We start from the raw sequence: 14944 nt of genomic DNA on the forward strand, positions 1-14944 counted from the left end.
AAAATTAAAACAAAAAGCTAGAATAAACTAGCTTTATAGTTTTAACGTGAACGTCCTTTCGTTTCTTCTTCATCTTCGATATCATCATTAGAATTAGTATTCTCTTCTTGATTAACAATAAAATAATTACCAGATTCTTTATCTAATTCATATTGAAAGAAATATTCATTAGCTATATTTTGTTCTTTATCGATACATAATTTAATATCTTTTAAAGCTTCTTGTGTATGTTCTATATTAGATGTATTTACATTGTTAAGAAATTCATTTTTATCAAAATGTTTAGAATAATAATCTTTTACTTCTTGATCAATTAATTTATTGTTAGGGCTAATAGTAGAATAAAATTGATTAGTTATTTGTTTATTATTTGTATATAAAACTAAGTTATTTTCTAAATTATTAGATATTTTTAAAATATTTAAATTAGGAGGTATTGAATTAATACGTTTTTCCAAATCATTTAATATCAAACTTTTATCTTGATTATTTAACGATAATGTATTTTGATATATAGTTTCATCAATATTATTTTCCAATAATTCCTTATCAACAATAAAAATATCTTTTGTAATAGCAATTCCTTGATGGTTTGTTCAATAATGATCTTTTTGATAAGTTTTATTATTTACCCAAATATTATTTCTTATGGTAGAAGGAGTAGCAGTTTGCAAACGAATACAATAATAAGTTTTATCTTTTTTGCTTTCAAAAATAATTAAAGGATGTACTTGTATTTTTCCATTAGATAATACTTTTCCATCTATAGGTAAATTAAAAATATCTTCTAATATTGGATTATTTATTTTTAGGGGTTTTCATAAATCTAAAGACATAATTAAAATTATACAAAAAAAGAGGCATTAAACCTCTTTTTAAGACGAACTACAGCTTAAGTCGTATAAGTAGATTCTCATAATGTATAAGCATATCTACCGTTCGATTACTTATACAAATCATCATAAGCTAATTAAAATTATAATACCATAGAAAAAAATATTTTTTTATTTTTCTTAATTTTTAAGTATATTTTTCTTTTTTTCTAGTTCTTTTTGATTTTTGTTATGCTCTTTTTTTAAAAATTGTTTGCGTTTAACTATAGCTTTTTCACATTTTTTATTTTTATTATGTCTAGCTCTTTTACCAAAACTTCATCCATATTTTCTTAATAAAGTTTTAGTTAAGAATATTGCTCCTATTAATAAACCAATAATACTAATAACCATAACTAAAGGAAATCATCATTTTTTGCTAATAGATTTTAACCTATTTTGTTTATCATCTGGATTGTTTTTCTTTTCTATTGGTTTAACTCATGGATCATCAATAGATGGATCATAATCTTTTTCAACTTTATTAAATACTTTAAGCTGCGCAAATCCTTCAGTGTTTTTTGTTGGCATTATTACAACTCATTTTTCAAATAAATTAAGATTTAAATTTCTATTAAAAATATCATCTTTAATTTCATTTTTAATCTTTTCATAATACTTAATAAGTTTATTTTTTAAAATTTTGTCTGTTGGTTCAAATTCAATATTAATTATATTATTATCGATAACTATTGTTTTATAGTCATTAATGAATTTTAGGCTTTTTAAAAGCTGCTTTTTAAATTCTGGGTTTTTATTAATTCTAGGATCATCATAAGCTTGCACAAGTTCATACCAATAAGCTACAATATCAATACAATATATTTGATAATCCTGTTCATATTTTAAATTAAGCTGTTTAGCTTTTTCTTCTATAAAATTTTGTACCTTTTGAATTATTTGGTTGGGTTGTGTTTCTTTAAGTATTAGTTTATCTTCAAGAAACACATGGCTTAAATTTTTTAAATTAAACTTTCCACCATCACCTAAATTTTTAAAACTTATTTTTTTAACATTTAATAAATTTGCATTAATACCTTTTATCTCAGCTTCAACTGCTTTATTTAAAGCTTTGCCTCTAATGAGTTGTGATACAATTCCTTCAATATTACGTAATTCAACATCTTTATCTAATCACATTTCAATATTGTGTTTAACATAATAGTTATTTAATTCTTCAATAATTAGTTCTTTAATTTTTTGTTCAATTGCTTTTCTATAATCAGCATCAACTTCATCTATTGTTTTATTTGGCAGTTCAAATTCTTTTTTATCTAATTTAAATTCAAAGCTATCTTTTATATCTAATTTTGATAAATCAATTTCTTTATCATATTTATGTCAAGCTTCATTTCTAATATTAAAGTTTCTTTTTTGGTTTGCTATTTTGCCATTTCCTCTAAGAGTAAAATTAATTCCTTTGTATTCTTTTTGTTCTTTAGTATTAAAAATATAAACCTCAGCCGCTTGTTTTAATCAATTAGCTTTTGAATTTTGATCAGCTCATTCTTCTATAAATCAATTATTCGAACTAACTTTTCATCACTCATTTTGATATGGAAAATATTCACTAAGTTTTGCAGATTGTTTTAAATTAAATTCAATATAATCAATAATTGTTTTTTCTATACGCTCTGTATTTGTATTTCCATTTAAATTATTTAATTTATTTCATTTCATAAATGAATCACTAAATAAATCAATATTTTGTATTTCAGCAGGAATTATATCAGGCAGATCATATCTTTGACTTCATGTAACAAATCTTTGATATTTTTCTAGTAAAGACTCATAGCTTAATTTTTGAGCTTCTTCTTTAGATATATTATCCTCTCAATATAAATAATTGTAAAAAGCTTCACTTATTGCATTTGTAGAATTTCAAAATTTATTAAATTTATTAATTAATTCTATTCCGTGATTATCTTTTGCATGTCTTATTTCATCTGTAAAAAAGTTTTCTGGTTTATTATTCTTATCAATTAAAACTAATTGTACGTTAGATATACTAGAATCGATATCAGTGAATACAATTCATAGTCCCTCCTCAGACATATAACTAAATTCTGAAGTTCCATTAGTTAAGGGTATTTCTGTTAATTGAATATCATTTTCTTTTGTTCATTCTAAAGTTTTAGTTTGATCATTATTAATTCTAAAATCTCCAATTTTACACTTTCAATATTTTGCTCCAGAAGCTTGTTGTATGTCTTTATCAATTGATATATTTCTTAAAGCACCCATTCCTAAAACAGAAGCTTCTGCAATTATTCCATAATCTAAAATTTTATTTCCGTTAGGCAAACAAGGATAAACAAAAGATAATTTTTCTTTAATTTTTTTAGATAATGAAGAATTATTAATTCAAATTATTTGTTTTTTGGTTCCTGTTGTTGGATCTAATAATGGATTATATTTAGGATTTTTTATAGGATTACCATCTTTATCATTTTTTATTTCACCTTTTGAATCTAAAATATATTTAGTAATTAATTCTTTTTGATGTGGATTTTTATCTGGATCTCATCCATAATATTTAAATATTTGATTTGTTGGTTTTTCAACTATTTTATAAATAACTTTATATCTTTTAATTGGCTCTCCTGTATTGTTAGTTCCAACCGCAAATTGTTTAATTTCAATAACATATTCATTTTTAGCTACTGAATTAGTACTATTAAATTTATCTTTATCTAATCCTTCTTGTAATCCTATTCTTGAATCATCTTTGATATTTTTTCTATTATCAATTAATTTTTTGTTGAATTCTAAATTCAATACATCTATTTTTTGACCATTAACAGTTATAATCTCATTTTCACTTTTTGAGCTCCGGTAATTTATATCAATTGGTCCATGAATTAATCATTTTCCGCCATATCATTCTTTATCTTTATCTGGATCATCTTCATTATCAGGTAATTTAATTGGTTCATCTTCCTTAAAAAAACACTTTCCTTCTTATCATCATAATAATTAGTGTTTGAATTTAAATCTGATAATTTGTAGTTGTTTGGAACTTTTGATTTTGTAATTTGCAATTTAGCTTTCAGTGAATCTGATGAATATTTTTTGTATATATCACTCTCTACAAATTTGACTGTTTCTTTTTCTCTCAATACTATTTGTTTTTCTTTTGTTATTTGAAAAAGAAAACTAAAGGCTTGTTGTCAAAGAATTTCTTTATCATTTGTAATAGAATTAAAAGTTTTCTTTTAAACTTCTTTTTAAGTTATTATGTTCTTTATCTTCATCGAAATCTTTTAAATTAATAATCATATCCATATTTGAATTTGCAACATCAATTACTTTTAATAATTGAATTGAAATATCAATTTTATTATCAGGTTTTATTAATGGCACATATTTATATTCAAAATTGAAATTATTTATTTTTTTTGTAAATATTTTGTTGAATAAAATATTCAATTTTTCAATATTAGAAATTCCATTTTTAAAAACTAAGGTATCAATTTTTGTATTAATGTTGCCCATTGAATCACTTTCAATTTCAATCCATTTTTTACCATTGCATATATTCTCAATATCATTATTAATATTTGATTCATTACAGAAAGTTTTTAATTCTTTAAATAAATCTATAATTCGGTTTGTTTTAATATTTGTATTATAAAAACGATTATCTATATATTTTAAATAAGCTTCTTTTTCATAACTGATATTAAAATTTTTCATATAAGCTACATAATAATTATATCAATTAAAATGCCCATCTTTGAATGCATATTTAAACTCAAAACCCTTACCGTTATCAAGTTTTATAGCTTCATTAAACACAGAATCAAAATTAGAATTAATAAAATTGATTCTATGTTTTTTTCTAAAAAGGAATAATAACCGTTATCAAATAAATTTTTATTTAAATTAAAAATATTATCTTCTAAACTTGTATCTGACATATAGTCTTCTTTAATTGAATATGTACCATTTTTATATAGTCAACCTCATTTATCAACTTTATTTATCATACTTTCATAATCAATCATTGATGTTCCTGTTTTGTATGATAAATTCATATTTAAATGATTATCAGCATTTGAAAAACCAACAAAAGGGCGATGTTTTAATATTTCATTGCTAGATGTATAATAACCATTTGAGTATCCTTTTGTTCTGCCAACAGCTATATGTCTATTTATGCCTCAAGAATCATTTTTTTTAATCTTTGCATCATAATAATTTAATGTTTTATTTTCTGTTTTTGTTAAAGTTCTTATTTTATAATCCATTTTTAAATTTTGTTCAGTAAATTTATATAAAAATTTGTAATTGTTTAAATTATTGAAGTTTTTATTTGTAGTACTTTCTCTTTTGAATATGAAACACTACTACTTATAGAAAATAAAGAAGCTGAAACTAAACTTAAACTTCCAACTATTAATAATTTTTTATTTTTATTCATCTTGAATTGTTTTAAAGCCAAATTCGTTAAAGTCATTATTTTCTTCATTTTCTATTTCATTATTAATTAAATTTTTATTCTTTTTAGCTTTTACAGAGAAAGTAATATTTTTTGCTACTATCTCTGTTTTGTAAATTGTTTCATCATTTTTGTCAATATATTTAGAATTATTTAACTTACCTTCTATTTCTAATAAATCTCCTTTTTTAATATACTTAGAAATATTCATAGCTATTTTGTTAAAACATACAATTTCAACGAAATTAGTATTTTTACTTTTTTCAATTAAAGCAACTTTAAAAGTTAAAGACGCTCCTTTTTCTGATTCAAATAATTTAAAATCGTCATTAACTACTCGACCACTTAATATAACTTTATTCATAGTTTTTTTCCTTAGTAATTTAGTTTTATATAATGTGTTTCACATTCAGCAGAGCAAAATTTTAAAATACCTTCTTTTGTATCTAAAAAATATTGCTCATTATTAATTTGTTTTTTGCAAAAGCAACATTTATATATCATTGTTTAAAACCTTTCTAATTTTTAATGGTATTTTTTTATTTCTAAATGAAATAGGATCACAATTTCTTACATAAAAAAATTGATCCTCCTTATTTTTATAATAACAAGTTATTTTAGTTTTGCATTCTTCTTCACCACAATAATCACAAAATAAAGAATATTCAAAATCATAAGTCATAATAAATCCTTTTTTGTCTTGCACACGCTCGAGCGTGTGCCTATTAATATATGCACACGTGTCTACGCGTGCTAAACTTATTTTTCTTCAATTTGTTCTTGAGCAGTAGAATTAGTAGCTCCTATTTCTTCCAAAATATCATCAAATTCATTTTCACTTAAACTAGCTAAAAAATCATTTCAAGCACGTTCGCCATTTTGAATTTTCTTAGCTATTTTTTTAGTTCAATCTTGAGATAGTTTATTTACCGCACCTCTAATTGTTTTTTCAAAGAATTTAGATTCAGTAAGTATTTCAGAACTAGGATTATCTATTTCTTTTTCTAATTCATCATTGCTCTTAAATAAAGCGTTAATAATCATATTAAGCTTTAAGTTAATAATCGACAATTCAATATCCATACTTCTAAATCTTCGATTTATTTGTAATTGATATGGACTTAAAGCTGACCCAATATCCATACTTCTAAATCTTCGATTTATTTGTAATTGATATGGACTTAAAGCTGACCAACTTACTTTTCTTAAAGCTTGAAATAAATCATGTTTCCATTCACGCATTATTTCTTTTTTCTCATTTGCTAATAAATAGCTCCGAATAATATTATTTATTTCTTTATAAACTGTTTTGCCATTCTTTTCAATTTCTTTTTTTCAGCGGTAAAACATTCCTACATCTTCAGCTTCAGTAAAACGACCGGAAAATTGAGCATCATAAGCACTTTGTGTTTTATCTCTCAATTTTTCTTTTTTAGTCATTTCTTTTTCTTTAGCTTCTTCTGTGTTTAAAGAATTCATAATATTATCTATTTGGTTATCTCCACTTAAATTAATACCATCAATGAAATCATTAACTTCCTTTTCTTTTTCGAGTTCTTGCAATCTTTCTTTTGATGGTAATAATGTTTCGATAGTTTTATCACTAATTTTATTTTTCTTTTTCATAATTTCCTTTCATGCGCACGTTCGAACGTGCGCCTATTAATATATGCACACGTGCCTACGCGTGCTAGTCTGATGCATAAGTAAAAAACATCTCTTGTTCAATTTGGTTATAATGAATATTTACTCTAATACGTTTATTTGAACTAATATTAAATAAACATCTTCCTTTTCGAAAATGTCTTAATAATTAGTAATAATAACTTCTTCTACGCATCCTCTTCCATCACCTTTTGAACTGATGAGTCTTCTTACTTCAATTACATGAATATTGAAATCTTTATAAAGCTCATTTATAAATGGAGTATTGAGATTAGATAGCATTAGTTTTACACCTTTTTTGTCTAGTTTTTTAAATACTTCAGCTAATCTTATTTGTTCCTCTTTTCCGAAACCGTCTTTTGAATAATCAACAAATCCTTTTTTATCAGGAAGAACATCGTAAGGAGGATCGAAGTAAATGAAGTCATCTTTTTTAGCACCTTTTGTAGCTTTTTCAAAATCCATCATTGTAATTTTGACTTTATTATTTGCAAAATAATTTTGTATATTACACAAATTCGTTGTATCAAATATCTTAATTTTTTGTTTTTTGCCTAAAGGAACATTAAAATATCCTTGACTATTAACACGATATAAACCATTAAAACAAGTTTTATTTAAATAAATCATTCTTGCTGCTCTTACATAATCAGGTAATTTATTATAGTTAGGATCTCTATCCATGTTTCTTATTTCATAATAATATTTTTTGGAGTGATTTAATTCATGTGTTTGTAATAATTCAATTAATTTTGTAAAACTTTTATCATTTTGAAAACAATTCAAAGTTATAATTAATTCTTCATTAATATCATTGATATGAGCTTTTTTAGGTGTTCAATTAAATAATAGAGCTCCGCCACCGAAAAAAGGTTCATAATATTCTTTAATAGTTGTAGGATTAGGCAGATAGTGTTTTAATTTATTAATAATTTGACTTTTACCACCTGCTCATTTTAAAAAAGGATGAATAATATATTTTCTTTCAATATCCATACTTCTAAATCTTCGATTTATTTGTAATTGATATGGACTTAAAGCTGACCAACTTACTTTTCTTAAAGCTTGAAATAAATCATGTTTCCATTCACGCATTATTTCTTTTTTCTCATTTGCTAATAAATAGCTCCGAATAATATTATTTATTTCTTTATAAACTGTTTTGCCATTCTTTTCAATTTCTTTTTTTCAGCGGTAAAACATTCCTACATCTTCAGCTTCAGTAAAACGACCGGAAAATTGAGCATCATAAGCACTTTGTGTTTTATCTCTCAATTTTTCTTTTTTAGTCATTTCTTTTTCTTTAGCTTCTTCTGTGTTTAAAGAATTCATAATATTATCTATTTGGTTATCTCCACTTAAATTAATACCATCAATGAAATCATTAACTTCCTTTTCTTTTTCGAGTTCTTGCAATCTTTCTTTTGATGGTAATAATGTTTCGATAGTTTTATCACTAATTTTATTTTTCTTTTTCATAATTTCCTTTCATGCGCATGTTCGAACGTGTGCCTATTAATATATGCACACGTGCCTACGCGTGCTAGTCTGATGCATAAGTAAAAAACATCTCTTGTTCAATTTGGTTATAATAAATATTTACTCTAATACGTTTATTTGAACTAATATTAAACAAACATCTTCCTTTTTATGATTAGTCAAATATCTAATTTCACTATTTAATAATTGATTAGAATTTTTAAATAAAGTTTGAACTTTTTCTATATCAGTATCTTTAAGCCCAAAAAATACTGAATATTGAGAGTTTTGAATAATTCTAGAAGCATCTTCGACTGTAGAACTAGTAATGGTAAAATCACCTGGATTTTGAGTAGTAAAAATCATACCTGCATTAAATTTCCGAACTGTTTTAGTCATTTGAACCATATATTTTAAAATCGAAGGATTATCAGGATCAACGTATAAATGTGCTTCATCTACTATAACAGCACAAAATTTAATAGTATCTTCAATTTGTTTAGCATTCATTAAGTGAATATTATTTTTAGCAATATATTCTCGTTTTAATATTTCATTATTCATTCAATTATTAAAAACAATTTCGCTAACAAAATTTAATAAACACATTGTTCCTAATTTTGCACCTGTATTATCAGCACCATTAATAAGATTTTGTGTATTAAACACTACAAAATCATTATCAAGCTTAATATTAGAATGTCCATTAAATAAATCTTGATATCTTCCATCATTTTCAAATGAAAAAGTTAAGTTCTCTACTAATTCATCTAAAATAGCCTTTTTAGCCATAGGGTTATTTAAATGATTAGTTTTGTATTTAGACATATATTTTATCAACTCACTCATTGTAGGCCATTTAGAAGCCTTTAAATGCTCAATATCATTAAGTTCATATATTTTATTTTCTTTATAGAAATCTTTAATTACATTTTGAAGCAAAATTCAACGATGAGATTCTAAATTTAAAAGTGTTTTAAAAAAACTTTCTAATCAAGATAAATGATTATTAATTAAAGAAACTACATCATTTTTAATTGAATCTTTTAAAGTATTTCTAACTTGTAAAGGATTAATAATAGTATTTTTACCTGCTCCTAAATCGATAATTTGTCCATTTAATTTTGTAGCTATATCAGTATATTCACCTTGTGGGTCAATAACTACAACTTTATTATTAGCAGCTAAAATAGAAGTTAATAATTTTTTAGTAAAAGTAGTTTTGCCCATACCACTAGTTCCGTTAACAAACATATTAAAATTAGTTCGATTTGAATGATACATATCAAATAATCTAAAACTAATAGGTGTTCTAGTGTTCTCTGTAAAACCTAATAATAAATTATTGTTATCATTATGGGTTTCACTTTCAAAAGGTCAACCTAAAGCTAAGTTAATCGAAGTAATTTGATAATATTCTTGGTCTAATCTTTCAAATGGATAATTACATACTTCAGATCAAGCTAATAATTGACGATATCTCAGATCATTAAGTGTAATATTCTTTTTGCTTGCTATATTTTTAGCAATTCGATATTTATTATTTAAATTGGCTATATCTTGATCTTTAATCACAAAAAAGAAATTACTATCAAAAAGTTTGTAATCGTCTCTATTTACTTGCAAAGCCATTTCAGTTGTAGCTTGTTCGTCAATAGACCCGACCATATTAGAAACAGGACTTCCTACTGCATTAGTAGTGTCAATAGAAGCGAGAATTGATTTATCTAATTTTTTATTAGCAAAATCATCAGATAGAGGGAAATTATTTCATACACAAGTTCCTTGAATAGAAAACAATATTTTTATTCATTTATCATTTAATTCAAATGGTAAAGTATTTAAACAGCTAACTTTTACTAGTTCATTATTTATCATTAAATGATCATTTTTAATAATGACTTTATCATAAATAAATAATTCATCCAAAGAATTTTCATTATTATATTTAGCTTCTAATTCATTACAATAACTTTCAATTTGTAAATTATCAATATTAAACATATTTAGTTTAGATAAAAAGTTTAGTAATTTAACTTTTTCTAATCTTTCCAAACCAATCCCATTATCATTAAATTTATCAATAATAATTTCTAATGCTTCACTTAATCCAGATAAAGAATCACCATTAACAATTAAATAGTAATTATTTTGTAAAGCTTCTGTGTTTAATTTAGAAAAATCATTTTTGTTTAATTTGTAATAGTCATTCCAAAATGAATCATTATGTAATTTATTTTCTTTTGTTTGAATATATTTTATATTTTCATCATAATTAACTTTTTCTTCAAGCTTAACAAACGAAATTTTATAAGGAACATTATTTAAACTTTTAGCAAAAGCATCAATGAAAGAATCACGAGTAAATTCATCTTCGTTTCAAATATTAATTCCATTAAGTTTAAAAACAGATAAATAATTTTCTCTATCATTTTTAGGATTATAAAAACTAATTTTAGCGTTTTTATTTTTAATAGTATATTCATTAACTAAACAAGAATAAGGATTTAAATCAATGCTTTCACGCATATTTTTATCCTTATTTTTAGAATAATGTTTTGGTGTCGTTCAAAATACAAACATTCTTCATATGAGAATATAAACTTTACAGTTATTTTTACGATTAGGCAAAATAAGTATTAAACCTAAAATAAAAGTAGGAACTCAAAAGGCAAAAAAGATTAATCTAACATTTACTAATTTACTTAAACCAAAACTAATAAAAAACGAAGATATAAGAATAACGGTAAATTCAATAACATCTCTAGTTTTAAATTTCTTTCAAACTTTACTACTTCGATTTTTTATTCTACTCGGCTGTAATTGTGTCATATTATCTCCTTATTTATTTAAGGGCGGAAGTAATTAAACTTGCTCCACCAGTAGCCTTAGCTTTTGCTGCCTTAGCTCCCATTTTAGCTATATTCATACCAGCCTTAGCGCTTTGACCACCACTTACTTCGCTACCTATAAATGCAATTGCTATTTCTGATAATTTTTTGAATGCAAAACAAGAACCTAATACTAAAATAACTATAGAAATTAAAGTAAATATAGCTTGATAACCACTAGCAACAATAGAAAATGAACCTAAAATATTATTTATTTGTGAATTTATAAACGTGTTAGATAAACCAATAAAAGCACCTAACATCATAAGCCCCAATCCATAAACTGAACAAGCTAATAAATTACCAAAATATTTTTCTTTTCATATTCTCATTTTCTTTCCACCATCATTAATTCCAAAAGCCGGAATAAATGGAAAAGAAATAAATAATAATCAGTTAATAAAAACTCTTGAAACAATATCAAACATAACAAAAATTAAAGGTATAGAAATTAATATTCCTACAAGAGCAATAGAAATACCAGTAGAAAAAGCATACCCCACAATATTAGCGTGTATATCTCATCAAAGAGGAAATGTATACACCCAATAAAGATTAGGGAATATCCCACCAATAAAAGGATCTGTATAATGTTTAGGATTAAATCCTTTTGATGGAATCATATTTCTAATAATATTATTTGCTATATTATCAAAACCTAAAGAAGAATTAGTAGCTCCATTAAAAATAGCTTTAGTTATTTCAATGAATAAAATATTAATAAATAAAATAATCACTTGAAATAATATAAGTGTTAAAATGCCTCCTACCGTAGCCTTTAAAGCACTAACATATATTTCTTTAGCTTTGGCTCCATTTGTTTCTTTAGCATATCTAAAAATGAAAAAGAAAAAATTAATAAGTCAAAGAATAAAACTAATAATTAAAAATTGATATCAAGGTCTAGCTGTAGCAAATTGACTATAGCTTTGGCCTGGAACTAAATTAAACATTAAGTAATTATTAAGATTTAAACTAAACAATTTAAATAAAATGAATATTAAACTAAATAAAGTAAAACCAATCAATCCAATTGTTGCTAATGGTGCAAATATTGCTAATCTAATTGGAGCAGAAACAGCATTAATAATTGGATTTATTATTGCTTGTATTAATTTCATCTTATACCATTAAATTTAGTTTAGGTAATTTAAGCATTAAAGCATTTTGCATTACTTGATTGATTAAAGAACTTTGTGCTGCTCCAGAACCACTAGGTTTTTTAACATTAGATTTAATAAGTTCAATTAATGGTCACATAACAATAATGATAATAAGTGCAGATAAAGCACCTCATACCTTTAAATTATTTTGTTTTCTTTCATTAGGATTCTTTGTAGCGGCATTTTGGCTTCTGGCTCAAAGTATCATCCCAATTAAAACGATAATAGCTACAGGAATTAAGGCAATAAAAATACCTCTCATTACTGTTTCGCTAAAATCTCCTAAAAAACTAAAACTTTTATCATTGATTTTCATATTTTCCTTTCATGCGCACGTTCGAGCATGTGCCTATTAATATATGCACACGTGCTTACGCGTGCTAACACAATAAAGTTTTAAAGTAATAAAAAACTAATAGAAATAAACAATTCGTTAAAATTGTTAGTTTTTTCTATTAGTTAGTTAGTTTTGTTTTTGTTTGCACGCGTGATATTAATATACGCACACGTGCACTATGTTAAAATTCATTGGTTTTAACATTTATTTTAAATTGATAATTTCAGTGTTTTAAAACATTATCTAAAAATTTTTGTTTTCAAAAATCTTTATTTGTAATGTTTAAATAAGTTTTACGTTTTTCTAATAAGTTTATATCAGGAAATTTATCTTTAAAAATAACATTTAAATATTTAAAGATGTAATCATAAATATAAGAATCTTTACGGTTAGTATCAATTAAATTCTTTTCAAAATTGTCAAATTCATCAGGCATCACTCAATCATTAGCAATCATCGTAGGAACTAATTTTTCATATAAAAATTCATAAGCAAATCTATAAGTATATTCAAAATCAATTTTATTATCATCAAATGCTTTCATAGCAAATAAATCAGCTAAGGTATTTTTTTTATCACTAGGATCTTCAAATTCGCCAAGCAATAAATGATGTCAATCTAAATATTTGATTAATGTTTTTACTAAATTAATTGAAGCATTTTCTAATTTAGATTTATCTTCGATTTCACTTCATTTATTTTTATTTTCTGGATTTAATCTATTAAAAGCCTTAAATCATTTAATTAAATTTTTATAAACTTCAAAATTTAATCTTTCTGATAAATAAAATCTACTCATTTGATGAAAAGAAAAGGCCACAGGATTATAGTTATTATATGAATGATTATTATCAGTTTCATCTAATCCTTTTTTATGGGTATACATATTAAATTGTTTATTAGGAAATTTATTATTTATAAAATCATTAGAACCAAAAGAATAAGGAGCTATAAATCAATTTCTAGCATCATTTGCTTCATTTCACCCATTTTCCATAGCGTAAGTATATTGCTTTAATAAATTAAAAACAAAAGGATCTTTACCATCTTTTTTAATTTTTTCTAATAAAGAATTTAAATAATTATTTCTAATATAAGAAGAAGGCATTTCAGTAGAAGCAGAATAAATAAGCTTAGTTTTTAATCAGTTCTTATCATTTTGAATTTCTGGAATTACTTTGTAATTAAAATAATCTTCACTACGATAAAGGCTATTAAATGCCATAGATGGATCTAAATAATCATCCATTTCATTTAAAAACCGCATTAATGCTTCATATTTTGTCTCATCATCTCTAGCTTCAAAATGCCCGCCTTCACTAATTCCGTGCTTTGTAGCATCACTATTAGCAAAAGTTCTAATAATATTTCAAATGCCTACGGAGCTTTCAAAATCATTAGTATATTCTTTATCAGTTAAATAAACTCCTAAAGCCTGAAATTTAGCAAGTAAATTATCCGCTTCTTTTAATGCCATTCACATTCTAGGACGATAATTTTTTCATCCCTGATTGTTATAAACTTCATTAGTTAATTTAACAGGTTTATAAGTTAATTCTTTAAAATAATAATTATTATTTTTCTTTAAATAATTTTCATTAGTAGATTTATATAAGACATAGCCATCTTTTTTAAGAGGTTTATTATCTTCATCAGGATTATTTCCATTAGGTTTATTAGGATTAGGAAATTTAGGATTTTCTACTTTATTATTTGGGTTAAAAGTCTTATTTCACCAATCACAACTCATAGTAGTTAATGGTAAAATCGAAATAGTTAAAGCAGAACCAAAACCTAATCAAATTTTATTTTTTTTCATATTTTTTCCTTATTTAAAATTTAATACACTAAAATTATAATACTAACTAATAGATTTAATGAATTTTCGCCTTTTTCTAACTCAAATATAAGGATAAATAAGGCTACTTAGTAATATTGCACATATAATATATAAAGCAATATTAAATTGTTTAATGCTTCATATCTTTTTTTCTACTGATATTTTTGCTCCAAAAACATACATTCCGCAAAATAATCAAATAATAATTAAGAAAATAAAATATCAGATAAAACTTTTCCAAGTTAATCAAAAAGGT

Annotated in this window: 13 protein-coding genes; all 13 read right to left on the reverse strand. The window is 24.1% G+C overall.

Annotation, left to right across the window (positions count from 1 at the left end):
- Nucleotides 1-41: 41 nt before the first annotated feature.
- The 13 genes from ACJA22_RS00610 to ACJA22_RS00670 all read right to left on the reverse strand — a co-directional run bounded on the left by ACJA22_RS00610 (nt 42) and on the right by ACJA22_RS00670 (nt 14667).
- Entirely contained in the window at nt 42-836 is a 795-nt protein-coding gene (locus ACJA22_RS00610) for an Mbov_0400 family ICE element protein (RefSeq protein ID WP_406617205.1), read from the reverse strand.
- Between the two features lie 177 nt (nt 837-1013).
- Nucleotides 1014-3800: an Mbov_0399 family ICE element protein gene (locus ACJA22_RS00615; protein ID WP_406617584.1), complete on the reverse strand. Its 2787-nt coding sequence runs from the start codon at nt 3798-3800 to the stop codon at nt 1014-1016.
- Nucleotides 3734-3991, reverse strand: a complete 258-nt coding sequence (locus ACJA22_RS00620; RefSeq protein ID WP_406617051.1) for a hypothetical protein — start codon at nt 3989-3991, stop codon at nt 3734-3736. Before ACJA22_RS00620 ends, ACJA22_RS00615 begins: the two co-directional genes overlap by 67 nt.
- 82 nt (nt 3992-4073) lie before the next feature.
- A complete protein-coding gene (locus ACJA22_RS00625; RefSeq protein ID WP_406617052.1) occupies nt 4074-4670 on the reverse strand; it encodes a hypothetical protein in 597 nt (198 codons plus the stop codon).
- Nucleotides 4652-5122, reverse strand: a complete 471-nt coding sequence (locus ACJA22_RS00630; protein WP_406617207.1) for a hypothetical protein — start codon at nt 5120-5122, stop codon at nt 4652-4654. Before ACJA22_RS00630 ends, ACJA22_RS00625 begins: the two co-directional genes overlap by 19 nt.
- 165 nt (nt 5123-5287) lie before the next feature.
- Nucleotides 5288-5677, reverse strand: a complete 390-nt coding sequence (locus ACJA22_RS00635) for a single-stranded DNA-binding protein (protein ID WP_406617035.1) — start codon at nt 5675-5677, stop codon at nt 5288-5290.
- Nucleotides 5678-5806: 129 nt separating this feature from the next.
- The gene (locus ACJA22_RS00640) at nt 5807-5995 is read right to left on the reverse strand and encodes a hypothetical protein (protein ID WP_406617208.1); all 189 of its coding nucleotides are present in this window, start codon (nt 5993-5995) and stop codon (nt 5807-5809) included.
- A gap of 77 nt (nt 5996-6072) precedes the next feature.
- Nucleotides 6073-6939: an Mbov_0398 family ICE element protein gene (locus ACJA22_RS00645; protein WP_406617209.1), complete on the reverse strand. Its 867-nt coding sequence runs from the start codon at nt 6937-6939 to the stop codon at nt 6073-6075.
- 180 nt (nt 6940-7119) lie between these two features.
- Nucleotides 7120-8457, reverse strand: a complete 1338-nt coding sequence (locus ACJA22_RS00650) for a DNA adenine methylase (protein WP_406617211.1) — start codon at nt 8455-8457, stop codon at nt 7120-7122.
- Between the two features lie 120 nt (nt 8458-8577).
- Nucleotides 8578-11289: an Mbov_0397 family ICE element conjugal transfer ATPase gene (locus ACJA22_RS00655; protein WP_406617212.1), complete on the reverse strand. Its 2712-nt coding sequence runs from the start codon at nt 11287-11289 to the stop codon at nt 8578-8580.
- A 13-nt stretch (nt 11290-11302) separates the two neighbouring features.
- Nucleotides 11303-12469, reverse strand: coding sequence for an Mbov_0396 family ICE element transmembrane protein (locus ACJA22_RS00660; protein ID WP_406617029.1), 1167 nt, complete (start codon nt 12467-12469; stop codon nt 11303-11305).
- A gap of 1 nt (nt 12470) precedes the next feature.
- Complete coding sequence (locus ACJA22_RS00665) at nt 12471-12827, reverse strand: Mbov_0395 family pilin-like conjugal transfer protein (RefSeq protein WP_406617213.1); 357 nt, start codon at nt 12825-12827, stop codon at nt 12471-12473.
- Nucleotides 12828-13029: 202 nt separating this feature from the next.
- Nucleotides 13030-14667: a CDS14 family ICE transfer lipoprotein gene (locus ACJA22_RS00670; RefSeq protein WP_406617214.1), complete on the reverse strand. Its 1638-nt coding sequence runs from the start codon at nt 14665-14667 to the stop codon at nt 13030-13032.
- Nucleotides 14668-14944 lie beyond the last annotated feature (277 nt).

Origin of the sequence: Mycoplasmopsis adleri (assembly GCF_045276205.1) — a bacterium.
Lineage (GTDB): Bacteria > Bacillota_I > Bacilli_A > Mycoplasmatales > Metamycoplasmataceae > Mycoplasmopsis > Mycoplasmopsis adleri.